Here is a 25,701-nt window from a genome sequence, read left to right on the forward strand (position 1 = left end):
GGTGCTACACCAGGCGTCGTGCCGTCGCCCACCGTGTCAGCTCGTGGCGGTTGGAGAGCTGGAGCTTGCGCAGGACCGCCGAGACATGGGACTCGACCGTCTTGACGGAGATGAAGAGCTGCTTGGCGATCTCCTTGTAGGCGTACCCGCGGGCGATGAGGCGCAGGACCTCCCGCTCGCGCTGGGTGAGGCGGTCGAGGTCCTCGTCGACCGGCGGGGCGTCCGTGGAGGCGAAGGCGTCGAGGACGAAGCCGGCGAGGCGGGGCGAGAAGACCGCGTCGCCGTCCTGGACACGGAAGACGGAGTCGACGAGATCCGTGCCGGTGATCGTCTTCGTCACGTACCCGCGGGCGCCGCCGCGGATCACTCCGATGACGTCCTCCGCCGCGTCCGACACGGACAGCGCGAGAAACCGCACCGGCTGCTCGGGGTCGGCCATCAACGGCGAGCAGCGGCGCAGCACTTCGACTCCACCGCCGCCGGGGAGGTGCACGTCGAGGAGGACCACCTCGGGGCGGGTCGCCGTGATGACCGTGACCGCCTGGTCGACGTCCGCGGCCTCGCCGACCACCTCGACGCCGGTCCGCTCGGTCTGCCCGATCTCCGCCTGGACTCCGGTACGGAACATGCGGTGGTCGTCGACGAGCACCACGCGCACCCGCCGCCCGGGCGCGGAAGCCGCCGGGTCCGCCGCCGAGCCCGCGCCGGCCGCACCCGCACCGGCCGCGCCGGCGTTCGGCCCGACTGCTCCGGCCGCTCCGGTCGGTTCGTTCGCGTCGCTCATGTCTCCGCCCTCTCCATCTCAAGCTCGACCTCCGTGCCGCCGTCCGGCACCGCGCGCAGCCTGGCCGTACCGCCGTTGCGCTCCATGCGGCCGATGATCGATTCTCTGACGCCCATGCGGTCGGCGGGTATCGAGTCCAGGTCGAATCCGGGACCGCGGTCCCGGACCGACACGAAGACGGTCCTTCCCTCGACCTCGGCGAAGACCTGCACCGCGCCGCCGTCGCCACCGTACTTGGCCGCGTTCACCATGGCTTCCCTCGCGGCCTGCATCTGGGCACCGATCCGGTCGTCCAGCGGGCAGTCGCCGACGACCACGACCTCGATGGGAACCCCGTGCTTGTCCTCGACCTCCGCGGCGCTGCGCTTGACGGCCTCGGCGAGGGTGTCGGGTTCGTCCGCCTCGTCCTTGCCGGTGCCCTCCGGTTTGTAGAGCCAGTTGCGCAGGTCGCGCTCCTGGGCGCGGGCGAGGCGTCGGACCTCGCTCGCGTTCTCCGCGTTGCGCTGTATCAGGGTGAGGGTGTGCAGCACCGAGTCGTGGACGTGCGCGGCGACTTCGGCCCGCTCCTGGGCGCGGATACGCATCAGGCGCTCCTCGGAGAGGTCCTGGGTCATGCGCACGAGATACGGACCGGCCAGCAGCGCTATCCCGACGAGGACGGCGAGCGCGGCCTGCAGGACCGAACCGAGGTGGGCGGCGGAGCCCTGCAGAACGAATATCCCGGAGACTCCCGCGGCGACGAGCAGGACACCGGCCGCGGAGCGGAGCAGGCTGATCGTGCGCTTGCGGCGGCCTACCTCCATCCAGCGGGCCCGGCGGGCGTTGTCCGCCTGGCGCCAGACCAGGGCCACGCCCGCGCCGACGAGGACGGTGGGCCAGAGGTAGGCCTTGGCGCCGCCGCTCAGATCCACGTTCCCCACGAAGATCAGGGCCACCACGACCATCGCGAGCAGCGCGACGATCTGGCCCTTGTCGGGCTTGCGGGCCACGAGCCTGCGGCGGCCGTCGGGGGCGGTCTCGGTGGCGAGGGCGGGGGGCCTCTCGGCGTCCACGCCGCCGACGCCGAGGGGGACGAAGAACCAGAACGCCGCGTACAGCAAGGCACCCAGGCCGTCCGCCATGAACAGGCCCGCGAAGACCAGCCGGACCCAGATCACGGGCAGGCCGAGATGCCCGGCGAGCCCCCGCGCCACGCCCCCGAGCCAGCGTCCGTCGCTGCTGCGGTAGAGCTTGCGCGGAGGCCGTGGGTCCTCGATGGTCAGGGCTGCGGCGTCCGGCATGCCATCGATGTTCACACGCCGGGCGCCACCGGGCATCAGGGTCGACCCCCGAGACTCCCCTGATCTTCGAATCCGACGCCTGGCGGGTGTCGGGGGCGCGGCAACCGAGGGCTCGCGGCTCGGACGCCGGCGCCCGAGCCGCCCGGGCGTCGGCGTCTAGCGGCCTGGACGTCGGTGCCACGTGCGCGAGCCAGGTCGCACCGCTCGGCTCGGACGCCGGCGTCCTCTCTCTCCGGCACCGGCGTCGCGGGCTCGGTCGTCGCGGGCTCCGGCGTCACGGGTTCGGGCGTCGGCATCGCGTCGCCCGGACGCCCCCGCCGTCATGCCGCACAGGCACCGGCACCCGGCACCCCACGGCCCCGTCGACCGGCGTCGTGCGGCTCTGAGGGTCGTGCCGGGGTGGAATTCAGGGTTCGGCCAGGGTCGTGACGACTGCCGTCCGGCCGTCGCGGCCGTCACCATGGACGTATGAGCGATCAGCAGCACGCCGCGGCGCATCCGGGGCCAGGGCCGGGCACCGGCCCTGGCGCGAGTGCGGCCCCGGGTCCGGGCAGCGGGCCGCAGGACTCCGTGCCTGCGGCGGGCGCCCGGACGGACGCACCGGCGCCCACCGCGCCCACCGCCGGTGAGGAACCGCGTGCGCCCGGGGAGAGGCGTGCGCACGAGGACCCGGTGGTGCCCGAGGTTCCGCGCAAGTTCCGGCGTGACCAGCGGCACCGGATGCTGGGCGGGGTGTGCGCGGGGCTCGGCCGGCAGTGCGACATGGACCCGGTGATCTTCCGGATCGTGCTCGCGGTGCTCTCCGCGACCGGCGGTCTCGGCCTCATCTTCTACGGCTTCGCCTGGCTCTTCGTCCCGTACGACGACGAGGAGGAGAACGAGGTGCGCAAGCTCCTCACCGGCCGGGTCGACGGCCAGGCGCTGGCGGGCGTGCTGTTCGCACTGGTCGGCTGCGGTGTGTTCCTCTCCATGCTGAACAACGCGAGCGTGCTCACCTTCGCCGCGACGCTCTCGCTGCTCCTCGCGGGCGCCGGCTACTGGTCGCGCCAGCGCTGTACCGACGTCCCCGACCCGTCCCCCAGCTCCCGGGTGCGCTCGGGCAGGGGCGGGCCCATAGCCGCGCAGGCCGTCGCCGACGCCCCGCCCGAGGCGCAGGCGCCACCCGTACCGGGCGCCTTCCCTTCCTGGTGGCGGGAGCCCATCGTCAAGGACGGGACGTACGAGGGCGGTACGGGCTATCTGTGGGGCCCCAAGGGCACGTGGGACCGGGACATCACGGCGGCGATCACCATCGCGCACGGCGGCGATTCCGACCGGGAGATACGGACGCGGGACGCCACACCGCGCGGCCCCAGCGGGATCGGCGGCCGGGTGTTCCTGCTCGCCCTCGTCGCCGGCGCGCTCGGTACGCATCTGACCTGGGAGGACCGCACGCTCGGCGCCAGCCTGCAGACCGGCCTGGCCTGCGCGCTCGCCGTGTTCGGGCTGGGCATCGCGGTCAGCTCGTTCCGCGGGCGTACGGGAGCGGGGTCGATATTCCTCGCGATCGTCACGGCGGGGCTGCTGGCCTGCTCGGCCGCGCTGCCGGCGGACATCACCACCCACTGGGAGCGAGTGGACTGGACACCGGCCACGGCGGCCGCCGTACAGGAGCAGTACGACCTCGGCACGGGCGTCGGCACGCTCGATCTCAGCCGGATCGACCTCGGCAAGGGCCGGACCGTGACGACGAACGCCGAGGTGGGCATGGGCCAGCTCAAGGTCGTCGTACCGAAGGACGTGACGGTGAGGCTGAACATCGAAGTGGGCGTCGGGGACATCCAGTTGCCGGGGGACGACAAGCAGGACGTGGACGTGGCTCCCGGCAAGCACAAGGACCTGACACTCGCGCCCGCGGAAGGGAGCAAGGACGGCGGCACGCTCGACCTCACTCTCGAAGTCGGTATCGGACAGGCGGAGGTGGCGCGTGCGACGTCATGAGTTCAAGCCCGGCCGGCTCGTGGCGGGTCTCTTCCTGACCCTCACGGCTGTCATCTACGCGGGCGACGCGGGTGGCCTCTGGGAGACCCCGTGGTTCGCGGTGATCCCGCTCGTCACGGCAGGCCTGTGCCTGGCGGCTCTCACAGGCAGCGCGGCCCACGGGATACGACGCCGCATACGCAGCCGTGCGGCGCGTGCGGCTGGGGCTGCGTCTGCGTCTACGCGGGACAGCGCGGGTACGCCGGGCTGAGGGCGGCGCGGCTTGGGGCTCGGCCCGGCCTCAGGCGCAGGCTCCGCAGGCCCCAGCCGAACAGTCAGCAGCACACAGGCCGGTCGGTCCGCAGGCTCATCGGCCTGCGGACCAACCGGGCTGCACGCTTGCAAACCATCGGTGTGCCCTCAAGCCCGCCCCTCTAATAGCCGGCGCCAGCCCTGCGCCTTCGGCGGGAGCGGAGTGTGGCGTCCAGGGAGAACACGCCTGCTCCGGCGAGTACCAGGGGCAGCCAGGCCATCAGGTAAGGGAGGTCGTTGCCGTAGTAGTACGGGTCCGCGGCCCAGCTCACCGTCAGCCAGAGGCTGAGCGAGATCAGTGCCCCGCCGAGCGCGGCGAGGCGGGCCAGCAGGCCGATCAGCGTGCCGATGCCCACCGCGAGTTCGCCGAGGGCGATGGCGTAGCCGAAGCCGACGGGGTTCTTGAGAGAGAGGTCGATGAGAGCGGGGATCGCCGACGAGTCACGGACCGCGCGCATCATGTCGCCGATGGAGCCGGCGCCCGAGTCGGACAGGAACGCGCTGTCGGTGAGTTTGTCGAGCCCCGCGTAGATGAAGGTGACGCCGAGGAAGACGCGCAGGGGCAGCAGCGCGTACCGCGTCGCGGTGTCCCGCCAGTCGCCGCCGCCGTCGTCGTCCGAGTATCCGGAGTGCGTGTCCATGCGCATGCCGTGAGCCATAGCCCTCCGCCACCTCTCAACCGCCGAACGGTTCACCCCTCAACAAGACAATACGTACGGGGACGAGTCCTCGCTCAGGGGCGGACGCACAAATTTTCACCACGTCCACCCGATCGTCCTCTTTGATCCCCGGAAAGGCGGGAATCCCGCAGTGGCCCAAGCCGCGTCAGTCCGTCACGTCGATCTCCACTCGGTTCGTCTCCACGCCCGCCGCGGTGACGACCTGTACCTCCACCCGGCCCGGTTCGACGTCCGCGGGTACCGGCACGGTGAGGACCGCGTCGGAGGGGTTGCTGAAGCCGCCCGGTACCGGGACCAGCGGCACGTGCACATGCACCGCGCCGATCCGCACCACCATCCGCGACAGCCGGTCCGCGCTCTGGGCGCCGGGCGGCACGAACCCGGCGCCCCGGATCTCGATGTCGTCACCGGTCCTGATCGGCGCGTCCAGGTCCCCGGCCTCGCGCGAGCGCACGACCGAGAGGATCACCGGCCGCCCGCCCTCGGCGTACTTCGCGGCGACATACGTGGCGGCCGAGATCAGCACCATGACCGCGAGTCCCCACGGCAGGTCCGGCAGCTGCTCGGGACGCCGGGCCAGCCGTACCGCCGCGAACACCAGCGCGACGGCGCCCAGCACGGCGTACTGCGTGTCCGCGAAGCTGCCGCGTCCGGAGTCGTCGGTCAGCAGGTCGGCGGCCCGCGGCCGGTCGGCCCGTACCTTCTGCAGCCGCTGTCCGAGAACCCGCAGCCCCACCACCCGCCGCACCAGGACGGCGATCGCGCACACGACGGCGAGGACGGTCACGATGCCCGCGCCCCGGGCGAGTTCGAGCCCCTCGATCAGGGAGTCCCGTTCGGTGTGCGAGGACGCCCCGGCCAGCCGCCCGGCCAGGACCAGCACGGCGTAGACGACGAACAGCACCCAGCCGGCGGCCACCACACGGGAGGTGGAGAGCCGGTTGTCCTCACCGATGACCGGCGCCAGCACCCCGCCGCGCGCCCGGTGGAACCACGAGGCCGCGGTCAGCGCCACGGCCACGACGACCGCCGCGAGCAGCCCCGCGGTGCGCGCGGACGTCCAGCCCGCGCCGATCGCGGTGAGCGCCTGCACCAGCAGCAGGACGGCCACAAGACCCCATACGGACGCGACCGTCCGCCGCCATACGAGACCGAGCCAGACCTCTCCCTCGGCCCGGCCGCGCTCGGCGACGAGGTCGGCGGACTGGGTCAGCGCGTCCGACACCCACTGCCGCGAGGCCCCGGCCGAGTGCGCGACCGCGGCCGGCAGCCCCTGCCCCGACGCCAGTTCGTCCCGCTTGGAGAGGAACGCGGCGACGGCCCGCCGATGACCCTCGCGCGCCCCGTGCGGGCAGTCCCCGCAGGCACAGCCGCCCTCGTGCCCGCCCCGACCGGGACCCCGGCCGGGGTCACGCCCCACGCCCTGTCCCGTCTCCTGCACCGCCACGCCCGTTGCCGCCTTCCGTACGCTCTGTCGAATATTCATCGGCCGTGCGCCCGCCCACCGCACACGCGCCCACCGCACACCTGCACAGCCGCACAACTGCCTTGTGACGACAGCGCATTGTGCCGTACCGCACACCCCCCGCGTCCGCCAGGTCTGGTCAGCGCGGGTGAACCGGCCACCCCCGTGTTGACCCGGCTGCGAGAATTTCCGTATGGCCGAGATCATCCAGCGCGACGGGACCTGGGCCTTCGACGGCAGCACGGTCCGGATCACCCCGGGACTGCACCGTTCCGTGCCGCTGTTCCGGCAGACGTACGGAGAGATCGCCGTGCCCCTCGAAGCGGTCGCCGGTGTCGTCTACGAGCCCGAACGCAAGCGCGGCAGGCTGCGGCTGAGACTCCGCGAGGGCGCCGACCCGCTCCTCCAGGCGACCGGGGGCCGGCTGCCCGACGCGGCGGACCCGTACCGGCTGTTGGTGGACATCGACCGTTCGGGTGTCGCCGAGTACGTCGCCGAGGAGATCCGGCACGCCCTGCTCATCGAACAGATCCCCAAGGAACCGGCCGGAGCGTACCTCCTGCCCGGCCCGCCCGTGCCCGTCTCGGTCCGCTCCAGCGACGGCACGGTCTCCTTCGACGGCACCAGGGTCCGTATCGACTGGAGCGACACCTCGGACCGGGTGAAGCGCGCGACCGGGCCGCGCATCATCGCGTTGCCGGATCTGGTGCAGGTGGAGTGGCTGCTCAACTCCGGTTACGAGGACGGCTTCCTGCGGTTCGTGACGAACGACTCGGTGTTCTCCAAGCTGCCGCCGGAGAAGGACCCGTTCGCGCTCGACCTGTGGGGCAGCGCGCGCCGTGACCTGCTCACGGCCCTCGTCGCCACGGCGGTCATGGCACGCCTTCCGCACCCGTCCGCCCGGACGGCCGGCGGGCACGGTCGGGGCGAACTCGTACGAGGCGAGTCCGTACGCGGCGAACTCGCACGGGGCGAACTCGTACGGGGTGATCCGGCCCGCTTCCAGGCCGCCGCCGAGGACTCCGTACCGCCCGGGGCACCCCGGACATCCCGGGCATCTCAAGCCCCCCAGGTTCCCCAACTGCGCCACGCTCCCCAATCGCCTCAGTCCCCCCAATCGCCTCCGGAAGACCTTCACGACGTACTGCTGCGGCGGCTGCGGGAGTTGGGCGAGCTGCATCGCGACGGCGTGCTCACCGACGAGGAGTTCGCGACGACGAAAGCGGCCGTGCTGCGCGACTTCTAGCGCCGTTTCCACTGCCGGTTCCAGCGTTGTGGCAGGCCGGGCGGATCTCATGGGCGAGACATCTCGGGACGGCGTGCCGTCAGGACAGCAGGTCCGGCTCGCTGCGGCTGATGTCCTGCCACAGCGGCTGGTAGTTGATCCACGCCACCAGGTCCCCGCCGGCCTGTTCCCGTGTCGCGACCGCCTGCTTGTGGTCGATCAGTACCGGCCGTCCCGCCGCGCGCGCGGTCAGCTGCACCTGGCAGGACCGTTCCATGGACAGGAACCACCAGGCCGCCGCGTCCACCGAGTCGCCCACCGTCAGCAGCCCGTGGTTGCGCAGCACGAGCGCCTTGTACGAGCCGAGCGCGGAGGCGATCCGCCGCCCCTCCTCGGCGTCCACGGCGACCCCCGAGTAGGCGTCGTACAGCGCGTGGTCCTCGTAGAACGCGCAGCTCTCCTGGGTGATCGGGTCGAGGAGATCGCCGAGCGCGGACAGCGCGCGCCCGTGCACCGAATGGCAGTGGGCGACCGCGACGACGTCGGGCCGGGCCGCGTGCACCTGGGCGTGCACGGTGAACGCGGCCTGGTTCACGTGATAGCGGCCCTCCAGCACCTGCCCGTCCTCGTTGGCCATCACCAGGTCGCCGACGGTGACATGCTTGAAGGGCATTCCGAACGGGTTCACCCAGAAGCAGTCGCTGTACTCCGGGTCGCGCGCGGTGATGTGGCCGGAGACCCCGTCCTCGAACCCGAGCCGCCCGAAGAGCCGCAGCGCGCCCGCGAGGCGTTCCTTGCGGTGCCGGCGCTCGTCGTCGAGCGACTCGTGCATGGGCGGCATCGCGAACCGCAGTCTGTCGGTGGGAAGGGGCAGGGGCGGTGTCGGCCCGTGCATATGTCCTCCAGCCCTGAGGGGCGGACTCCGTACGTGTTTACGGGCGGGAAGTTACCGGCGGTCAGCGCGGGAGAACAGAGATGTCGAAGAAGAGAGTGCACAACCGTTGTACGAGATCGCTGGTCTGCCTGACCGGAGCCATCACACCCGTCGGGCGCCCGCCCCGACGCTCCCTGGAGGGACCCCCCGTGCACAGCCTTCCCCACACGCTGTGCGGACCGCGCGCCGCGACCGCATCACCGTCCCGCCCATGAAGAACATGAGGAACATCGAGAGAGCCAAGAGAACCAAGAGGACCACGCGGAGCATTAGGACCACGCGGCCCACGAGAGCCGAGCGGCTCATCACGGACATGCTCCGACAGGTCGCCACGCGTGACGTGGTCGTCCTGGACGACCGGGGCGGATCCCCACGCCGCCTCGCCGCACTCACCTACATCGCCGTGCAGTACGGCTTCCGGTACGAGCGGACGAGCCGGGTCGGCCAGACACTCCAGGTCCGGCTGGTGCGCGACCGCCGGCCCGAGGCCCGTGAGCGCAGTACGGCGGCGCTCGGCCGGCTGGCCGCGGGCCGAGCCCCCGGTATGCGTCCCGGCACGCTGAGACCCCTGCCGGACGTGGCGCCGACGGTGAGTCTGCTGAAGGCCCGTATCGAGTTCGACGCCCTGGACGACGACCTCGACTGGCGCCACAAGGCCGTGTTCATGACCGCCAGCGCGTCCTTCATGGCGCTGCTGCTGATACCCGCGGGCTGGACGGCCTCGCTCGCCGCGGGCGTCATGATGGCCGCCGTGTTCGCGCTCCTCCTGCGCCTGGAGGTGGTGCGGAAGGACCGGCTGGCCCGCCGTCTGCGGTCGGCGGACCGCAACTCCCGCAGGACCAACCTGCGCGCCTCGCTGCCGAAAAGACGCCACTAGATGTCGGGTATCGGCGCCACACTCGTCGTATGACTCGCATGGCTCGGATGACTCGCATGACACGGAGGACCCATATGACTCGGACGACGTCGAACTGGGCCGCCTTCACCGCCGCGGAGCAGGATCTCGCGAGGATCGTCGAGGAACGGTTCGCGGCCTTCACGCACCACGTCGTGGCGACCCTCCGCAAGGACGGGTCGCCCCGCACTTCCGGTCTTGAGGTCCGTTTCCTGAACGGGGAGCTGTGGCTCGGCATGATGCCGGACTCCCTCAAGGCGCTGGACCTGCGCCGGGATCCGCGTTTCGCCCTGCAGGCGAACCCTGGGCCGGGCACGGAGATGGCCGGCGGCGACGTGCGGATCGCGGGCCGGGCGGTCGAGGTGCAGGACCCGGAGGAGAAGGCCGGGTACAGCGAAGAGGTGAAACCGCCGGAGCCGTTCCACCTCTTCCGCACCGAACTGACGGAGGTCGTACGGACCTACGTCGAGGACGACACGTATCTGGTCGTCCAGATCTGGCAGCCCGGAGTGCCGGTGCGCACGCTCAGACGGACCTGAGCCCAGGCGCTACCGGGCCACCCGGGGGATTACTCCCACTCGATGGTGCCCGGCGGCTTCGACGTCACGTCGAGGACGACCCGGTTGACGTCCGCGACCTCGTTCGTGATGCGCGTCGAGATCTTCGCGAGGACGTCGTACGGCAGCCGCGACCAGTCGGCGGTCATCGCGTCCTCGGAGGACACGGGTCGCAGCACGATCGGGTGGCCGTACGTGCGACCGTCGCCCTGGACCCCGACGGAGCGGACGTCGGCGAGCAGCACGACCGGGCACTGCCAGATGTCGCGGTCGAGACCGGCGGCCGTCAGCTCCTCGCGGGCGATGGCGTCGGCCTCGCGGAGCAGGTCGAGCCGCTCCTTGTTGACCTCGCCGACGATCCGGATACCGAGACCGGGGCCGGGGAACGGCTGGCGCTGGACGATCTCGTCCGGCAGGCCGAGCTCCTGGCCGACCATCCGGACCTCGTCCTTGAAGAGCTGGCGCAGCGGTTCGATCAGCTGGAACTCAAGGTCCTCGGGGAGTCCGCCCACGTTGTGGTGGGACTTGATGTTGGCGGTGCCCGTACCGCCACCGGACTCGACCACGTCGGGGTAGAGCGTGCCCTGGACCAGGAAGGCCACCTCCGGGCCCTCGTCCGCGATGATCTCCGCCTGGGCCTGCTCGAAGACCCGGATGAACTCGCGGCCGATGATCTTCCGCTTCTCCTCGGGGTCCGAGACGCCCTTGAGCGCGGTGAGGAAGCGCTCCTCCGCGTCCACGACCTTCAGCTGTACGCCGGTCGCCGCGACGAAGTCCTTCTCGACCTGCTCGGTCTCGCCCTTGCGCATCAGACCGTGGTCGACGTACACGCAGGTCAGCTGGGTGCCGATGGCCTTCTGTACGAGGGCCGCGGCGACCGCGGAGTCCACGCCGCCGGAGAGGCCGCAGATGGCGCGCTTGTCGCCGACCTGCTCGCGGATCAGCGCGACCTGCTCCTCGATGACGTTGCCCGTGGTCCAGTCCGGGCTCAGGCCCGCACCCCGGTAGAGGAAGTGTTCGAGCACCTGCTGGCCGTGCGTGGAGTGCATGACCTCGGGGTGGTACTGGACCCCGTACAGCTTCTTCTCGTCGTTCTCGAAGGCCGCGACCGGGACGACGTCCGTGGAGCCGGTGACGGTGAAGCCCTCGGGGGCGGCGGAGCAGGCGTCGCCGTGCGACATCCACACCGACTGCTCGTCCGGGGTGCCCTCGAAGAGCGTCGAGCCGGACTTGCTGACGTGCAGCGGCGTACGGCCGTACTCGCGGGCGCCCGTGTTGTCGACCGTGCCGCCGAGGGTGGTCGCCATCAGCTGGAAGCCGTAGCACATGCCGAAGACGGGGACGCCGGCTTCGAAGAGTGCGCCGTCGAGGCGGGGGGCGCCTTCCGCGTACACCGACGAGGGGCCGCCGGAGAGGATGATCGCCGCGGGGTTCTTGGCGAGCATCTCGTCGACCGGCATGGTGCTCGGGACGATCTCGCTGTAGACCCGGGCCTCACGGACTCGGCGGGCGATGAGCTGGGCGTACTGCGCGCCGAAGTCGACGACCAGGACGGTGTCGGGGGTGGCGGCGGGGGACGCTTCTGGCACGGTTTGCCTTCCGGCGGTTTTGCGGGGCTGTGCGTTTGATTCTAACGGGGGTCCCGGGGAGCGGGGGGCCACGCCCTTCTCTCGCCGCCGCCGCCCCTACCCGTTCCCGTCACTGACTCAGGGGCTCCGCCCCCGAACCCCCGGTCCTCAAACGCCGGACGGGCTGAAAGATTCGCGGACCGTCGGCGAAATCTTCAGCCCGTCCGGCGTTTGAGGACGAGCGCGCAGCGCGATTGCGGGGGCGAGGGGGCGCAGCCCCCATGACAGGGACGGGAACGGGAAGGGGCGGCGGGGGCGAGGAAAAGGGTGTCTCAGGATGCGAACCGGGTTGGTCCCTGCCGCGTGCGCGGGCATACTGCTTCCATGCTCACGCACCAGACCTCCGTCTTTACCTATGGCACCCGGCCCCCCGGCTGCCATGGTCGTGCTGCTTGAGCAACTGACAAGCGACTTCCCAGGCGCCCCGGGCCGACAAGGCCCGGGGCGCCTGGCGTTTTCCGGACCTTGCCGCTCCGGGGCACCCCACCCCAAGAGGAGCCCCCGAAATGAGCACAGCCACCGCCACGGACAAGACCGGCGCCCGCACCGAGGAGGCCGCCGACGTCATCACCGGCGCCCGCGAACGCATCGACACCCTCGACGACCGCATCATCGGCCTGGTCCAGGAACGCATGGCCGTCTCCGCGGTCATCCAGGAGGCCCGGATCACCTCCGGTGGCCGCCGGGTGAACCTGTCGCGCGAGATGGAGGTGCTCGGCCACTACAGGGAGGCCCTGGGCAAGCCGGGCACCGCCCTCGCGATGACCCTGCTGGAGCTGTGCCGCGGCCGCGTCTGAGGATGCCGGAGGAGCGCCGGCTGAAGGCCTCGTACGCGTCCGCGCATCCCGTACGACAGGCGCGTACGACGGACGTCCGGTGCACGCACGTACGCATGCCCTCTCACCCGTACGGCGCGTGACCGTCCCCCGACGGGCTTCGTTCTCCCGATGTCCGTGCCAGCCAGGGGCGGGCCCGAAGAACCACGCGTGGCTCCGCTGGAACGGGAGGCGTACGCAAGTGCGCCGTGGGACCTCGTTCCAGAGAAGTGACCGGACGGCAGGGGACAGCAGCCCGGTCACCCAAGAGAGGTCGGCTCCGGGGACGCCCGGAGCCGACCGGCGGAATCTGTGCAAGGGCGGTCGAAACGGTTGCGGAGGCCGCGGCCCATCGAGCACGATGCCTAGAACACCCCGAGTCCTCGAACGACAGCCGTATTGCACCGCCCTACCGTCATTGGTCGAGACCACGCGCACTCCCCGAGTGCGCCGGGCGCAGACCGGCGGACAAGCCGAAAAGCGGCGCTACCCCCCGGCGCCGCCTCCTCAGGCACCGGCGCTGCCCTGACGTCGGTGCTGACCACGAAGGGCCCCGCGGATCGTCCCGTGGGGCCCTTCGCCTGTCCTGGCCGGCTAGCCGGTCGTCTTCGCCAGTTTCGCCAGTTTGGCCAGTTTGGCCAGCTGCGCCTTGACCAGCTTGGCCGGGACCTCGATGTCGTCCGCGTCCAGCATGTTCATCGAACTGAACGCCACCAGCGTCGTACCGTCGCGGACGACCGTGTACGCGGCGGGCACCTGCGCCCCCTCGATCGAGGCGACCAGCCTGAACGCGACGGACTCGTCACCGAGCCCGGGGTCGGCCGCCGCCTTGACGTTCTTGTAGTCGTAGTCGGCGTGCCGGTACGCGGTGCAGCCCGTGGTCGCCGAACGCAGGCCGTCGATCACCTCGTCCGCCTCGCCTGACTTGTAGGCGAGGAGGGCGAACGTGATCACCGAGGCGTTCGTCTCGTCCTTCGACACGGCACCGCGGCTGACTCCCGCCCGCGAGGCCGGGTCGGTGGAGAACAGGAACATGTCGGCGATGGGCTGGCACTTCGACGGGGTCGCCGGGACGGTCTGGCCCAGGAGGTCCGCGCCTTCCGACTCCTTGACCTCGAAGCCCTTGACGTCGTCCGTCGCGAGCGCGGCCTTCTTCAACTGCGCCTTGGTCAGGGGCCCGGCACTCTTCGGCGCGCCACCCGAGGAGCCCTGCGGACCCCCGGTGTCCTGCGAGTCCCGGGTGTCCTGCGTGTCCCCCGTACCCCCAGGGTCCTGCGGGTCCTCGGCGTCCTGGCTTCCCTCGGCGGGGGTCTTCGCCATCTCCCCGTCGTCCGTCCGCCCACCCGCCTTCGACCGCGCCGACTTCCCGTTCTGACCGGCGTCAGCGTCTCCTCCTGCGCCGCACGCCGCGACGCAGCCGAGGGCCGCGACGGCCGCGGCGGCCACCAGAGGGCGCGAGAACCTCGTCCTCATGCTTGTCATCATGTCCGCGACACCGTCCCACACGGCTCCGCACCGGAGTCACCGGAGCTGCCGGAGTCAGTGGAGTCCCCGGCGTCACCGGAGTCGTCTCCGATGTCCCGGCTGCGGTCGTACGGGTCGACCGCGGGCCCGCTCGGAGGCGCGCCCGTCGGTCCGACGGAGGCCAGCCGCGGGTGCAGGAAACCGTCGTGGACGTCGCAGGCGGAGTTGGCGATGTCGTCGTCGTACCGGGTGACCGCGAGCCTGCCCGGCGTGGCCTCGTACTTCGCGGGGTCGAGGAGCCGCAGGTCGATGACGCGGCGGACGATGGTGCGGGCCACCTCGGTGGAGTCCGGGTCGGCCGGGGCCAGCGCGTACACGAAGGTGTAGTCGACGTGGATGTCCAGCGCCCCGGCCGCGCCCGCCTCGAACGTCGTACGGCCACGGGTCTTGACCACGTCACCGACGAGCCGTACCTCGTCCCGGTCGAAGCGGCTGAAGAAACGCAGGGGGTCGTGGCCCTTGCCCGGCTTGCGCAGACTGGACCTCAGCTCGTCGACCAGTTCGGGCTGCTTGGGGTCGAGCACCTTGCCGAGGACGGTCTCGGGGGTGCCTCCGAGCAGCGTCCGGCCGTTGATGTTCGCGTCGACGAGCAGGACCTTGCTCTGCTCCAGGGCCGCCTCGACCTGCGCCTTCGAGAACACCCCGACCGCCTTCGCCTCCGGCAGTACGATCCCGGCGGCGCCGTCGGCGTACCGCGCGGCCGGGGAGCCGGCGAAGGGCTCGTCCAGGGTGGGCGTTCCCGGCGCGGCTCCCGGCGCCGCGGTCTCGGGCGCGGTCTCCACGGGCAGGGGGGACGCGCTCCGCGAGCCGGTGTCCGCGTTCGCGTCCGTGCCGAAGGGGTCGCCCGGCAGCAGGGACGGCTTCATGGCCACCACGGCCACCGCGAGGGCGAGCGGGACACCAATGGCCGTCCACACCTTGCGGCGCCGGGCTCCGCGCCCCTTCGCCCGCGGGCCGACGGGATCCGCGCGCCAGGCCGGGGGCAGTTCACCGCGGGCCTCCTGCCGGCGCAGCCGCTCGGTCACCATGCGGGCGCGCGCGGACGGCTCCTTGGGCGCCTCCGAGAGCCGGATGTCCCGCTCGCTGTCCTGGACGAACCGGTCCCACACGTCGTCCGGTATGGACTCCCCGGACCCGTCGGGTTCCCCGGATTGTCCGGACGGCCCGGACGGCTTCTCACTCACAGCGCTCGCGCCTCTCCCCCATGGCCGACGTACGGGTCGACGTGCTCGAACAGTCGACCGAGGGTCAGTTCTAAGGCGTGGGTACGGGAGTTCACAAGTCGGGCCCGCGTGTGACCCAGCCCACATAAGAATTCTGTGAGTTCGAGGACAACCCTTCACAGGAGTCACAGGTCTCACTCACGCAACCAACGGCCATACCCGCGACCGCCACGCGGAGGCCTCCCGAATCTCGTGCCGTGACCTTCGCGGTACACCGGACTTTCCGAGGTCTTCATGAAGCTTCGCCGTGTCATGGCCGCTGCGGCCACGACGGCTGTCATAGCCCCGCTCGCGCTGTTGTCGGCCCCGGCCGCTTTCGCGACCGACCCCACGCCCACCGGCACCGAGACCGCGACCCTGACGCCGGGCCCGACCGGGACCGAGACCGAGACCGCCGGCACGACGACGCCCGCCGCGACGCCCACGACGACGCCGCCGACCTCGACGACCCCCGCGGGTACGCCGACCTCGACCCCGCCGGCCACCAGCCCGGCGCCGAGCACCACTCCGCCGACGGAGTCGGAGACCCCGGACCCCGAGCCGTCCGTGTGCGAGGACACCAAGGTCGACGTCAGCATCACCGGTCTGCCCGGCAAGATCGCCGTGGGCAGCGGCTGGCACAAGTTCTCGCTGAACGTCCTGAACTCCTCGGACTCCACGCTCCAGGACCTCGACTTCCTCGCGGGCGCCTCGTCCGACGTGGACGGCACGGACCTGTTCAAGAGCAAGCAGGTGCAGCTCCAGGCCTGGAACCCGGACGCCAAGGTCTGGGAGAACCTCGACGAGGAGGGGTACGCGGTCGGTTTCGTCGGTTACACCGACGAGCTCAAGCCCGACTACGAGGTTCACGTCCCGCTGCGTATCAACGTGAAGTCCACCGCCCCGGTCGGCGCGGGCTTCTCGCTCGGCGCGACGATCTACGGTGACGACGACGCGGAGTGCACCGGCTTCGGTGAGGTCGCGTACAAGTTCCAGATCGTCGCCGCGGGTACGGACACGGACAACACCGAGCCGCAGGAAGGCGGCAAGGCGCCGGTCAGCGACCAGAAGCCGGACAAGACCAACACGCCGCAGGTCACCGGCAACCTCGCCGAGACGGGGTCCAGCTCCGCGCTGCCGACCATCGGTCTCGTGGGTGGGGTCGCGCTGGTCGCCGGCGCGGGCGCGATCGTCGTCGCCCGGCGTCGCAAGGCCGGCTCCGACGCGTAGTCGCCGCTCCGGCTTGCTGTACGCACCACAGACGTAAGGACCTGCGCTCGGAGGGGGGCGCAGGTCCTTCGTCCTTCCCGGGTTCGCCCGTAGGGCTGCTTCTCCCGTAGGGCTGCTTCTCCCGTAGGGCTGCTTCTCCCGTAGCGCTGCTTCTCCCGTAGGGCTACTTCTTCGGTGGCATCGCCGGCATGCCGAGGAACGGCAGTTTCAGGGCCCCGAAGGCGTCCGCCGGGACCGCGGGCGCGAGCGGCTCGACCGCCTTCAGGCGCTCGTACGCGGCACCGGGCGCCGGACGCGGGTCCGCCTCCCCCTTGTTGGGCCAGAACGACATCGCGCGCTCCGCCTGTGCGGTGATGGTCAGCGACGGGTTCACGCCCAGGTTCGCCGAGACCGCGGCGCCGTCGACGACGGAGATGCCCGGGTGCCCGTACAGCCGGTGGTACGGGTCGATGACGCCCTCCTCGGCGGAGGCGCCGATCGGGCAGCCGCCCAGGAAGTGCGCGGTCAGCGGGGTGCCCATCAGTTCACCGACGTTCGAGCCCGCGAAGCCGTTGATCTCGGCGGCGATCGCGGAGGCGCCCTCCGAGGCGGCCCTGATCTGCTTGGGGTTGGGGGCCCCGTGGCCCTGGCGTGCCGTCAGCAGGCCCTTGCCCGCGCCCTTCGGCTTCAGGTACGTGGTCAGGGAGTTGTCGAGGGACTGCATCACCAGGCCGATGATGGTCCGCTCCGACCAGCGGCGGTTGGATATCGAGCGGGCCATGAGGGTGGGGTGCTTCACCGCGTTGACCAGCCAGCCGAGCGCCCTCGACGAGCCCTCCGTGTACGGGACTTGCAGGATCGACAGGCTGCCCATCGAGTTGGAGCCCTTGCCGTAGCGGACGGGCTCGATGTGCGTGTTGGCGTCCGGGTGGATCGAGGACGTGATGGCGACCCCGCGCGTGAAGTCGACCTTCGCCTCGCCGGTGGCCTTGCGGTAGCGGCGGTCGCTGGTCTGCGCGCCCACCAGCGCCTCGGAGTTCGTACGGGTCAGCTCCCCCAGCCGCTTCGACAGGTACGGGAGCTGGCCGCCGTCCTTCATCCGGTGCAGCAGGGTCTGCGTACCGTACGTGCCGGCCGCGAGGACGACCCGGCGGGCCTTGAAGACCCGCCCCTCGCGCCTGGCGCCCTTGCCCCTGCGGTCCGTGGGGAGCGTCGAGACCGCGTATCCGCCCTGCGAGTCGTCCGTGACGGACACGACGGTCGTCAGCGGGTGGACGACCGCGCCCGCCTTCTCGGCGAGGTACAGGTAGTTCTCGTTGAGGGTGTTCTTCGCGCCGTGCCGGCAGCCCGTCATGCACTCGCCGCACTCGGCGCACGCGCTGCGGGCCGGGCCCGCGCCCCCGAAGTACGGGTCGTCGACCGTCTCGCCCGGCCGCGCCTTCGTACTCCCGTCGGCGTCCTCGCCGTCACCGAAGAAGACCCCGACCGGCGCCATGTGGAAGGTGTCGCCCACGCCCATCCGCTGCGCCGCCGCCTTGAGGTGGACGTCGGAGGGGGTCATGGTCGGGTTGAGCCGTACGCCGAGCATGCGCTGCGCCTGGTCGTAGTACGGCTTCAACTCCTCCTGCCAGTCGGTGATGTCCTTCCACTGCGGGTCCTCGAAGAACGGCTTCGGCGGTACGTAGAGGGTGTTGGCGTAGTTGAGGGAACCGCCGCCCACGCCCGCGCCCGCGAGCACCATGACGTTGCCGAGGAGGTGGATGCGCTGGAGGCCGTACATGCCGAGCTTCGGCGCCCAGAGGTAGTTCTTCAGGTCCCAGGAGTTCTTGGGGAGCGTGGCTCGGGTGAAGCGGCGGCCGGCTTCCAGGACGCCCACGCGGTAGCCCTTCTCCGTGAGGCGGAGGGCGGTGACGGATCCGCCGAAGCCGGAGCCCACGACGATCACGTCGTAGTCGTAGTTTTCCTGCGGCACGTGGGCTCCTCGTTGAGTGTCCGTGCGGGTTGTGTGTGGTTGCTCGCGCCCACGCGGCGGAGCCGTATGTCGATGGCGCCCCGCGTCCCTGAACGGGCGCTTACCTGAACGGGGCGCTTACCTGAACCGGAGTGCCTTCATGAGGCGCAGGCTGCGGCTCATGAACTGGGCGTACTTCTCGTCGTCCATGCCCAGGGACGGGGCCATCGGCAGCAGGCGCTGCTGGGCGACCGTCTGGGCCTCCGTGTACTTGAGGATGCCCTCGGAGCCGTGGCGGCGGCCGAGGCCGGAGTCCTTCATGCCGCCCATCGGCGACTGGACGCTGCCGTACGCGGGCCCGTAGCCCTCGTTGATGTTGACCGTTCCGGTGCGCAGCCGGGCGGCGACCTTCGCGCCGCGGCGGCCGTCCTTCGTCCAGACCGAGGAGTTGAGGCCGTACGCCGTCGCGTTGGCGGAGGCGATCACCTCGTCCTCGTCCTTGAACCGGTAGATCGAGACGACCGGACCGAAGGTCTCCTCGCCGCAGACCGCCATCGGCGACTCGACGCCGTCGAGGATGGTCGGCTCGAAGAAGTACGGGCCGATGTCCGGGCGCGCGACCCCGCCGGCGACGACGGTCGCGCCCTTGGCGACGGCCTCCTCGACATGCCGGGTCACGGTCTCCAGCTGGCGTTCGCCGACCAGCGAGCCCATCTCGGCGCCGTACGCGAGGGACGTGCCGAGACGCATCGCCCTGGTGCGTGCGGCGAACCGCTCCAGGAACGTGTCCGCGATCGACTCGTGGACGTACAGCCGCTCGATGCTGATGCACAGCTGTCCGGCCGACGAGAAGCAGGCGCGGACCGCGCCGGCCGCCGCCCGGTCGATGTCGGCGTCCTCAAGGACCAGCATGGCGTTCTTGCCGCCGAGTTCGAGGGAGACGCCGACCAGCCGGGCCGCCGCGCCCTGGGCGACCTCGCGGCCGGTCCGGGTGGAGCCGGTGAAGGAGACGTAGTCGGCGTGCTTGACGACCTCCGGGCCGATGACCGGGCCCTCGCCGAGGACGACCTGGAAGACGTCGGCCGGCAGGCCCGCCTCGATCAGCAGGTCACGGGCCCACAGCGCGGTCAGGCAGGTCTCGGTGTCGGGCTTCATCACGACGGCGTTGCCCGCGACGAAGGCGGGCAGCGCGTCGCCGACGGAGAGTTCGAGGGGGTAGTTCCAGGGGGCGATCTGGCCGACGACGCCTCGCGGGTGGCGCAGCTCGGTCACCTTGGTGAGGGTCGGCATGGCGCCCGCGTGCCGCTTGGGGCGCAGGTAGAAGGGGGCCCGGCGGCCGTAGTGGCGGGCCGCGACGGCGACCGCCTGGACCTCCTCGTGGGCGTGCAGACGGGCCTTGCCGGTCTCCAGCTGGATGAGGTCCAGCACCTCGGCCTGGCGGGCCAGCACCAGGTCGTGGAAGCGCAGGAGGACGGCGGCGCGTTCCTTGACCGGGATCTGGCCCCAGAGGAACTGGGCGGCGCGGGCCCGCTCGTAGGCCACTTCCACGTCCTGCGGGGTGGACTCGGGCAGGTCGGCCAGCTTCTCGCCGGTGAACGGCGTGTGGTTGGCGGTACGGCCCGAGCCGACCACGCCACGGGTGAGCTGAGCGATCAGCTCCGGCGTGACCACGTCAGCGGCCGTGCGAGCGCCCGCGGGGGCGGGTGCGAGTGGGTTGGTACCGGTCTTTTCCGGGGCCTGTGCCGGGGCCTGCGAGTCCGTCATGAGCCGCAGAGTATGCCTGCCCGGGCTCTTTGGGTACCCGTCGGTAACAGGGTTTCACCGAGTACACACAAGGCGCCAGTGATCACTGGCAGTAAATGGCCTGATCAGCGGGTTGTCCGGCAACGATCAGAGGCGGTCGGAGCCCGGGCGAGAATCCGCGCGGAACTCACGGCTCGATCTCAAGACGTTCGCGCGCCCCCTTGAACACCGCGGTGCCCCTCTTCTCGTCCGCCGTCCCCTTGGGCATGTCCACCCGCAGCTCGTACAGACGGCTGTCGTCGGTGAGGATCATCAGCTCCATGACACGGGTCAGATCGCCCTCGGTGTCGTAGGTGGTGTCGGCGAGCACGGCCTCGTACCCGTGGAAGGACGTCGGCGTGTACTGCGTCCTCGACTCCCCGTACCCCGCCCACGTCTCGCCCTGGTGCCGGGCCCGGGCCATCGGCGAGCTCGGCGCCCTGTCCCACAGGGTGAGCCGGACCTGGACGACCTCGTCGTTGTCGAAGATCGCCATCCGCGGCTGGTCGTCGGCGCCGCCCTGCTCGTGGAAGCGCACGAACTGCCGGGGGAGGTGGAGGACCGCCTTCAGGTCGTTCTCCGGGCGGGCGGTCCACACCTCGGTGGCTCTGGACGCGGTCGCGGTCTCGGGAGAGGTCACGGACGAGTTCACCGGGGTCCTGTCCCCCGCGGCCCGGCTGTCGTCACCGGTGAGCGAGGTCCCGAGCCAGACGCCGCCCGCGAGCAGCAGGGCACCGACGAGGGCGCCGCCGACGAGCCGGGGAGCCCGGCGCCGCCTCGTCGGCTTCGGGAGTACGACATCGGCGCGGGTGCGGTCCGCCGCGGGCGCGGGAAGGGGGCCCCGACCCGACCCCGGGCCTTGGCCGGACCCCGGGTCGGAATCCGGGTCCGGGCCGGGATCCGGGTCCGGGCCTGTCTGTTCTACGGGTCCTGCCGGTCCTGCCGGTCCTGCCGGTCCTGCCGACTCAGCCGGTCCCGCCGACTCAGCCGGTCCCGCCGACTCAGCCGGTTCTGCCGGTTCTGCCGACTCAGCCGGTCCTGCCGGTCCCGCCGACTCAGCCGGTCCCGCCAGCCCCGCCAGCCCCGCCAGCCCCGCCAGCCCCGCCGGCGCAACCGGCTCTGCCGCCGTTGATGGCTTCGCCGGCGCTGATGGTGTGCGGCCGAATCTGACCGTTCCCGAGTCGTCCGCGAACTCACGTAACTGGGACGCGTCCTGCGGGGTCGTCAGGTCGCCCCTCGGGGCCGGCCAGCCCTCCGCCACCGCCTCCAGCGAGGCGGCGACCTCGTCGGCGTCCGGCCGCTCGTCCGGGTCCTTCGCCAGGAGCCGGACGATCAGCGGCCCGAGCGGTCCCGCGTGCTCGGGCTCCGGCGGCTCGGCGGACAGGATCGCGGCGAGGGTGGACTCCAGCGTCGTACGCCGGAACGGGGACCAGCCCTCGACCGCCGCGTACAGGCAGACGCCCAGGGACCACATGTCGGCGGCCGGGCCCGCGCCCCGGCCGGACATCCGCTCCGGCGCGATGAATTCGAGGGAGCCCACGAACTCCCCGCTCATGGTGAGGGATTCCTCGCCCTGGATGTGCGCGATGCCGAAGTCGGTGAGCACGACGCGGCCGTGCTGCCCGAGCAGGATGTTCGCGGGCTTCACATCGCGGTGCACGATGCCCTTGGCGTGCGCGGCCTTCAGGGCGCCCACCACGGACAGCCCGATCCGCGCCGACTCGGTGGGCGGGAGCGCGCCGCGCTGCAGCACCTCGTGGAGGGACTCGCCGCGGATCAACTCCATGACGATCCAGGGCAGTCCGTCCTCCACGACCACGTCATGGATGGCAACGGCGCCGGGGTGGTCGACGCGCGCGGCGGCCCGCGCCTCGCGCTGCAGCCGGTGGTACGCGCGCTGGTGGGCCGCGTCCCGCGGATCGCCGGGCAGCCGGGGCTCCTTGACCGCGACGTCCCGTCCCACGAGTTCGTCCGTGGCCCGCCACACGGTGCCCATGCCGCCCGAGCCGATGCGCTCGGTCAGCCGGTAACGACCGCCGACCAGGCGCCCCCCGTCATCGCTCATGCACCATCAGTACCGTGCGGGGGCGGAGCTTGTCGATGTTCGGGCCGTGTACACAGCGGGTCAGGCGGTGGGAGGTGTCCGGTTCGCGGGCACGGGCTCCTCCCGGGGCAGGGCACGGTGCCTGGGAAGGGCCGTACGCCCGACGGCCGCCGCGAGTTTGCGCAGCCGGCGCCAGTCCAGGGGCGGCTTGGTCGCCGGTACACCCGGCCGGTTCCCGGGGACGCGCACGCGCAGGGCACCGGGCTCGATCCGGCACCGTACCGGCGTGGGCAGCATGAGCGCCTCGCCGTCCACGCCGACCTCGATCTCGGGGCGGTCGGCGTCCACGACGACCTCGCGGGCCGTCAGCACCGTGAGCCCGGTGGAGTGCCTGCCCAGCAGCAGTCCGGCGGCCTCGGCGGCGTTCTCGACCCTGATGCCGAGGACACCCAGCACCCCGGACTCCAGCCGCTCGCGGTAGCCGAGCCCCGCCGGATCGTCCATGCGGTAGGGGTTGTTGCTCACCAGGAGGGCCTGGGGCGCGTCGACGACGGTGGCCGCGGTGGCGCCCCCCGCCGCCGGCCGGGCGGCCCCGTCCGTCTCCTCCACGCGGGCGGTCAGCCGCGGCCCGCGCTGGTGCGTGAGCAGTTCGGGCAGCAGCTCCAGCGTCGTACGGACCTTGTCGTCCCGGTAGGCGGGGCTCTGCACGACCACCGCGTACGCCCCGAACGAGGCGTTGTTGACGAAGGGGTACGTGTCGGCGAAGCCGAGGTCGACGTGGAGTTCGACGCCGTCGTCGGTGAGGGCGTCGAGGCTCGCCGCCGGATCGTTCCGGTCGAGCCCCAGGTCCATGGCGAAGTGGTTGCGGGTTCCGGCGCAGACGACGAGGAACGGCATCCCGTGCTCCGCGGCCACGGCGGCGACCAGTGCCTGCGTACCGTCCCCGCCCGCGACACCGAGCAGATCGGCGCCCTCCGCCACGGCACGCCGGGCGAGTTCGGTCACGTCCTCCTGCCGGTCGGGGTCGAGGAGGTGGACCCGGGCTCCGAGCTTCTCGGCCTTCTCCTTCAGCCCGAACCGCTCGACCTTCCCGCCCCCTGACCGCGGGTTCATGATGAGGAAGGGGCTGGTGGGGGCGGGGGTCCGGTGCTCCGGCACGCTGACCGTGTGCGATCTGGTGCTGCTGAGCGCGAACTTCCCGGCCCAGACGGCGAATCCCCACAGGGTCAGGGACACGGTGACGACCCAGAGCAGGTTCTCCGCGGCGAAGAACCAGACGACGGCGGCGGGCGTCGTGACGGCCAGCGCGACGGCTGCCGCGCGGGCCGGTCCGCGGAGGGTCAGCACCCACCACAGGGCGGCGACGGTGACCGCCGTGCCGAACACGCCTACCGCCACGAGCAGGAGGCTCGTCACTCCGCCGTACCCGAGCGGTAGCAGGACCGCCAGGCCGGCGGTGCCGAGGGCGGTGCGCGCCGCCCAGCGCTGTCGGGCGTGCGCCCGCCCGTCAAAATCCAGGCCCACGCCTGCCGCCCCTCTCCGTCACACCGTTCCCCGCGTCGCCGTTGTCTTCAGGGGCACGGGGAACTGCGCGGGCAGCACCCACCGGGCCGCACCCGACGAACAACGAACCCGAGGCAGCAGTATGCCGCTACCGAGGCCCACAGGTTCACAACCTGTCGATGTCCAGGTTCGCGATCGCCGTCCGCGCGACAGCACGCCCGCGCTCGGTGAAGTCCCCCTTGCCCGGGTAACCGACCATGAGCTTGTACATGTCGCCCGACGTCGTCCTGTAGTACAGGACCTGCATCTCACGCGGACGCGGATTCGCGGTGTCCGTGCTGGAGTAGACGACGGTGTTCTTCGCGGCCTTGCGGTCCTTGTACTTGACGTCGTTGGGATCGCTCCTGGGCGCGGGATCGGAGTCCATGCCGAGCCCGTACGCACCGCTCTGCTTGTAGGCGGCGTCGTCCTCGTACATCTCCGCCGACGCGGTCCCGGCGATCTCGCCCGAGGTGTCCTCGGCCTTCTTGTCCAGCGACAGACTGACCCAGAGGGTGCCGCTCGGGTCGGTGAACTGCACCCAGTGCTCGTCCGCGGGCGCGTCGGACTTGGGCACGGTCTTCTCGTAGCCCTCCGGCACCGCCAGCGTGGCGCCGAGCGCCTTCACGTCGGCCTTCCTCCAGCCGTCCGGCAGCGGTCCGGCGAACGGATCCGCGACCACCAGGTACGCCGCCACCGCCGCCGCGACGACCACGGCGGCGAGGCCGATCCAGCTCTTCCGGCCGAAGCGGACCGCCCTGCCGCCGGGGGCCGTCATCTGCACGACCCGCGTGGGCTCGGGCCGCGGCGGTCGTGCGGCCTGCTCCAGGAGGGCACGTACCCGCGCGGCGTCCGGGCGGCGGTTCGGGTCCTTGTCGAGGAGGCCGTTGATCGCCTCGGCGAGCGGTCCCGTGGCCGCGTTGGGCGGGGCCGGCGTGGCGTTGAGGACGGACTGCAGCGTCGCGGGCGTGTTGCTGCGGCGGAACGGCGACACGCCCTCCGTGGCCGCGTACAGGACCACGCCCAGCGACCAGAGGTCGGACGCCGGGCCCGGGCGCTGCCCCAGCACCCTCTCGGGCGCGATGAACTCGGGCGAGCCGACGAAGCCGCCCGTGTCGGTCAGATTCGTCTCGCCCTCGATCTGGGCGATGCCGAAGTCGGTGAGGACGACGCGGTCGCCCGTGCCGAGCAGGACGTTGTCCGGCTTGACGTCGCGGTGCAGGATGCCCGCCGCGTGCGCGGACTCCAGCGCGCCCAGCACTTCGAGGCCGATTCTCGCCGCTTCCCGCGCCCCGAGCGTGCCCTCCTGGAGCGCGGCGCCGAGCGAGCGCCCCCGGACGAGTTCCATCACGATCCACGGCCGGCCGTCCACGACGGCGACGTCGTGGACGGTGACGACCGCCGGGTGGTCGAGCCGGGCCGCGGCACGCGCCTCGCGGCGCATCCGCTCGGAGACATTGGCTCGTTCGCGTTCGGGAAGATGGTCGGGGACGCGCGGCTCCTTGACCGCGACCTCCCGGTCCACCGTCTCGTCCTTGGCCCGCCACACCGTGCCCATGCCCCCGTGGCCGAGCTTGTCGAGCAGCCGATAGCGGTCCGCGATGAGCCGACCGGCACCGGGCTCGTGCGGCGCCTGCCGCACGGGGTGCGCGGGTGGCGCCGGGTGTGCCGGTACGACTCCGGGCGCGGCCTCGGGCACGACCTGGGTGGGTGTGGCGTACGGATTCCCGGGGTGTGGCACGGCGACCGGTGGGCGTGGCGGTTGCAGACCGAAACTCGTCGGCTCGTCGGGTCCGTAAGGGGCTCCCCCGTTGCTGCTCATGGGGTCCATCCTTATCGCGGCAGGTGTCCCCGCTCCACCCTGAGCGCTTTCCAGTCACAGACCCGTGACGCACGACGCACGCTTCATCACT

Annotated in this window: 20 protein-coding genes; 7 read left to right on the forward strand and 13 right to left on the reverse strand. The window is 71.6% G+C overall.

The features are described 5' to 3' along the window. Positions 1-4: 4 nt before the first annotated feature. Together IE278_RS06535 and IE278_RS06540 are read right to left on the reverse strand one after the other, a co-directional pair. A complete protein-coding gene (locus IE278_RS06535; RefSeq protein WP_189769644.1) occupies positions 5-784 on the reverse strand; it encodes a LuxR C-terminal-related transcriptional regulator in 780 nt (259 codons plus the stop codon). Beyond that, positions 781-2,064, reverse strand: coding sequence for an ATP-binding protein (locus IE278_RS06540; protein WP_189769646.1), 1,284 nt, complete (start codon positions 2,062-2,064; stop codon positions 781-783). Before IE278_RS06540 ends, IE278_RS06535 begins: the two co-directional genes overlap by 4 nt. A 468-nt stretch (positions 2,065-2,532) precedes the next feature. Here IE278_RS06540 and IE278_RS06545 point away from each other — a divergent pair, with 468 nt between their 5' ends. Both IE278_RS06545 and IE278_RS06550 read left to right on the forward strand, forming a co-directional pair. Further along, positions 2,533-4,044, forward strand: coding sequence for a PspC domain-containing protein (locus tag IE278_RS06545; protein ID WP_189769648.1), 1,512 nt, complete (start codon positions 2,533-2,535; stop codon positions 4,042-4,044). Further along, a complete protein-coding gene (locus IE278_RS06550) occupies positions 4,031-4,294 on the forward strand; it encodes a hypothetical protein (protein WP_189769650.1) in 264 nt (87 codons plus the stop codon). Before IE278_RS06545 ends, IE278_RS06550 begins: the two co-directional genes overlap by 14 nt. Positions 4,295-4,457: 163 nt before the next feature. On the opposite strand, the gene IE278_RS06555 is transcribed toward IE278_RS06550, so the two are convergent. Together IE278_RS06555 and IE278_RS06560 are read right to left on the reverse strand one after the other, a co-directional pair. Further along, positions 4,458-4,994: a DoxX family protein gene (locus tag IE278_RS06555; protein ID WP_189769652.1), complete on the reverse strand. Its 537-nt coding sequence runs from the start codon at positions 4,992-4,994 to the stop codon at positions 4,458-4,460. A gap of 166 nt (positions 4,995-5,160) precedes the next feature. Beyond that, entirely contained in the window at positions 5,161-6,462 is a 1,302-nt protein-coding gene (locus IE278_RS06560; RefSeq protein ID WP_373311917.1) for a hypothetical protein, read from the reverse strand. A 211-nt stretch (positions 6,463-6,673) separates the two neighbouring features. Between IE278_RS06560 and IE278_RS06565 the strand changes: the two genes are divergently transcribed. Then, positions 6,674-7,726: a DUF4429 domain-containing protein gene (locus IE278_RS06565; RefSeq protein ID WP_246570027.1), complete on the forward strand. Its 1,053-nt coding sequence runs from the start codon at positions 6,674-6,676 to the stop codon at positions 7,724-7,726. Positions 7,727-7,805: 79 nt separating this feature from the next. On the opposite strand, the gene IE278_RS06575 is transcribed toward IE278_RS06565, so the two are convergent. After that, complete coding sequence (locus IE278_RS06575; RefSeq protein WP_189769654.1) at positions 7,806-8,600, reverse strand: class II aldolase/adducin family protein; 795 nt, start codon at positions 8,598-8,600, stop codon at positions 7,806-7,808. A gap of 352 nt (positions 8,601-8,952) precedes the next feature. Here IE278_RS06575 and IE278_RS06580 point away from each other — a divergent pair, with 352 nt between their 5' ends. Next, a complete protein-coding gene (locus IE278_RS06580; protein WP_189769656.1) occupies positions 8,953-9,516 on the forward strand; it encodes a hypothetical protein in 564 nt (187 codons plus the stop codon). A 74-nt stretch (positions 9,517-9,590) separates the two neighbouring features. Then, entirely contained in the window at positions 9,591-10,073 is a 483-nt protein-coding gene (locus IE278_RS06585; protein ID WP_189769658.1) for a pyridoxamine 5'-phosphate oxidase family protein, read from the forward strand. Positions 10,074-10,102: 29 nt separating this feature from the next. On the opposite strand, the gene guaA is transcribed toward IE278_RS06585, so the two are convergent. Continuing rightward, entirely contained in the window at positions 10,103-11,680 is a 1,578-nt protein-coding gene (gene guaA / locus IE278_RS06590) for a glutamine-hydrolyzing GMP synthase (protein ID WP_189769660.1), read from the reverse strand. Between the two features lie 545 nt (positions 11,681-12,225). Here guaA and IE278_RS06595 point away from each other — a divergent pair. After that, on the forward strand, positions 12,226-12,516 hold the full coding sequence (locus IE278_RS06595) for a chorismate mutase (RefSeq protein ID WP_189769662.1): 291 nt from the start codon (positions 12,226-12,228) through the stop codon (positions 12,514-12,516). A 612-nt stretch (positions 12,517-13,128) separates the two neighbouring features. On the opposite strand, the gene IE278_RS06600 is transcribed toward IE278_RS06595, so the two are convergent. Then, positions 13,129-14,007 carry a hypothetical protein gene (locus IE278_RS06600; RefSeq protein ID WP_189769664.1) on the reverse strand — a complete coding sequence of 293 codons (879 nt, stop codon included), beginning with the start codon at positions 14,005-14,007 and terminating at the stop codon, positions 13,129-13,131. A gap of 8 nt (positions 14,008-14,015) precedes the next feature. Next, positions 14,016-15,242: a hypothetical protein gene (locus IE278_RS06605; protein WP_189769666.1), complete on the reverse strand. Its 1,227-nt coding sequence runs from the start codon at positions 15,240-15,242 to the stop codon at positions 14,016-14,018. A 273-nt stretch (positions 15,243-15,515) separates the two neighbouring features. On the opposite strand from IE278_RS06605, the gene IE278_RS06610 reads away from it, so the two are divergent. Then, positions 15,516-16,490 carry an LAETG motif-containing sortase-dependent surface protein gene (locus IE278_RS06610; protein ID WP_189769667.1) on the forward strand — a complete coding sequence of 325 codons (975 nt, stop codon included), beginning with the start codon at positions 15,516-15,518 and terminating at the stop codon, positions 16,488-16,490. Positions 16,491-16,653: 163 nt separating this feature from the next. Here the strand turns inward: IE278_RS06610 and IE278_RS06615 are convergent, their stop codons facing one another. The 5 genes from IE278_RS06615 to IE278_RS06635 all read right to left on the reverse strand — a co-directional run bounded on the left by IE278_RS06615 (position 16,654) and on the right by IE278_RS06635 (position 25,610). Next, on the reverse strand, positions 16,654-18,441 hold the full coding sequence (locus IE278_RS06615; RefSeq protein WP_189769668.1) for a GMC oxidoreductase: 1,788 nt from the start codon (positions 18,439-18,441) through the stop codon (positions 16,654-16,656). Between the two features lie 117 nt (positions 18,442-18,558). After that, positions 18,559-20,184: a succinic semialdehyde dehydrogenase gene (locus tag IE278_RS06620; protein ID WP_189769669.1), complete on the reverse strand. Its 1,626-nt coding sequence runs from the start codon at positions 20,182-20,184 to the stop codon at positions 18,559-18,561. A gap of 166 nt (positions 20,185-20,350) precedes the next feature. After that, a complete protein-coding gene (locus IE278_RS06625; protein WP_189769670.1) occupies positions 20,351-22,267 on the reverse strand; it encodes a serine/threonine-protein kinase in 1,917 nt (638 codons plus the stop codon). Between the two features lie 60 nt (positions 22,268-22,327). Continuing rightward, the gene (locus IE278_RS06630; RefSeq protein WP_189769672.1) at positions 22,328-23,770 is read right to left on the reverse strand and encodes a diacylglycerol/lipid kinase family protein; all 1,443 of its coding nucleotides are present in this window, start codon (positions 23,768-23,770) and stop codon (positions 22,328-22,330) included. A 145-nt stretch (positions 23,771-23,915) separates the two neighbouring features. After that, positions 23,916-25,610 (reverse strand): serine/threonine-protein kinase, encoded by a 1,695-nt coding sequence (locus tag IE278_RS06635; protein ID WP_189769674.1) that lies wholly within the window; start codon positions 25,608-25,610, stop codon positions 23,916-23,918. Positions 25,611-25,701: the final 91 nt, after the last annotated feature.

Origin of the sequence: Streptomyces tauricus (genome assembly GCF_014650955.1) — a bacterium.
Taxonomy (GTDB): domain Bacteria; phylum Actinomycetota; class Actinomycetes; order Streptomycetales; family Streptomycetaceae; genus Streptomyces; species Streptomyces tauricus.

Coding starts and splice junctions, on each gene's coding strand:
- IE278_RS06565 (WP_246570027.1), top strand. CDS start 6,674: ATGGCCGAGATCATCCAGCGCGACGGGACCTGGGCCTTCGACGGCAGC.
- IE278_RS06555 (WP_189769652.1), bottom strand. CDS start 4,994: ATGGCTCACGGCATGCGCATGGACACGCACTCCGGATACTCGGACGAC.
- IE278_RS06610 (WP_189769667.1), top strand. CDS start 15,516: ATGAAGCTTCGCCGTGTCATGGCCGCTGCGGCCACGACGGCTGTCATA.
- IE278_RS06580 (WP_189769656.1), top strand. CDS start 8,953: ATGCTCCGACAGGTCGCCACGCGTGACGTGGTCGTCCTGGACGACCGG.
- IE278_RS06545 (WP_189769648.1), top strand. CDS start 2,533: ATGAGCGATCAGCAGCACGCCGCGGCGCATCCGGGGCCAGGGCCGGGC.
- IE278_RS06575 (WP_189769654.1), bottom strand. CDS start 8,600: ATGCACGGGCCGACACCGCCCCTGCCCCTTCCCACCGACAGACTGCGG.
- IE278_RS06625 (WP_189769670.1), bottom strand. CDS start 22,267: ATGAGCGATGACGGGGGGCGCCTGGTCGGCGGTCGTTACCGGCTGACC.
- IE278_RS06635 (WP_189769674.1), bottom strand. CDS start 25,610: ATGAGCAGCAACGGGGGAGCCCCTTACGGACCCGACGAGCCGACGAGT.
- IE278_RS06535 (WP_189769644.1), bottom strand. CDS start 784: ATGAGCGACGCGAACGAACCGACCGGAGCGGCCGGAGCAGTCGGGCCG.
- IE278_RS06600 (WP_189769664.1), bottom strand. CDS start 14,007: ATGAGGACGAGGTTCTCGCGCCCTCTGGTGGCCGCCGCGGCCGTCGCG.
- IE278_RS06585 (WP_189769658.1), top strand. CDS start 9,591: ATGACTCGGACGACGTCGAACTGGGCCGCCTTCACCGCCGCGGAGCAG.
- IE278_RS06595 (WP_189769662.1), top strand. CDS start 12,226: ATGAGCACAGCCACCGCCACGGACAAGACCGGCGCCCGCACCGAGGAG.
- IE278_RS06540 (WP_189769646.1), bottom strand. CDS start 2,064: ATGCCGGACGCCGCAGCCCTGACCATCGAGGACCCACGGCCTCCGCGC.
- IE278_RS06620 (WP_189769669.1), bottom strand. CDS start 20,184: ATGACGGACTCGCAGGCCCCGGCACAGGCCCCGGAAAAGACCGGTACC.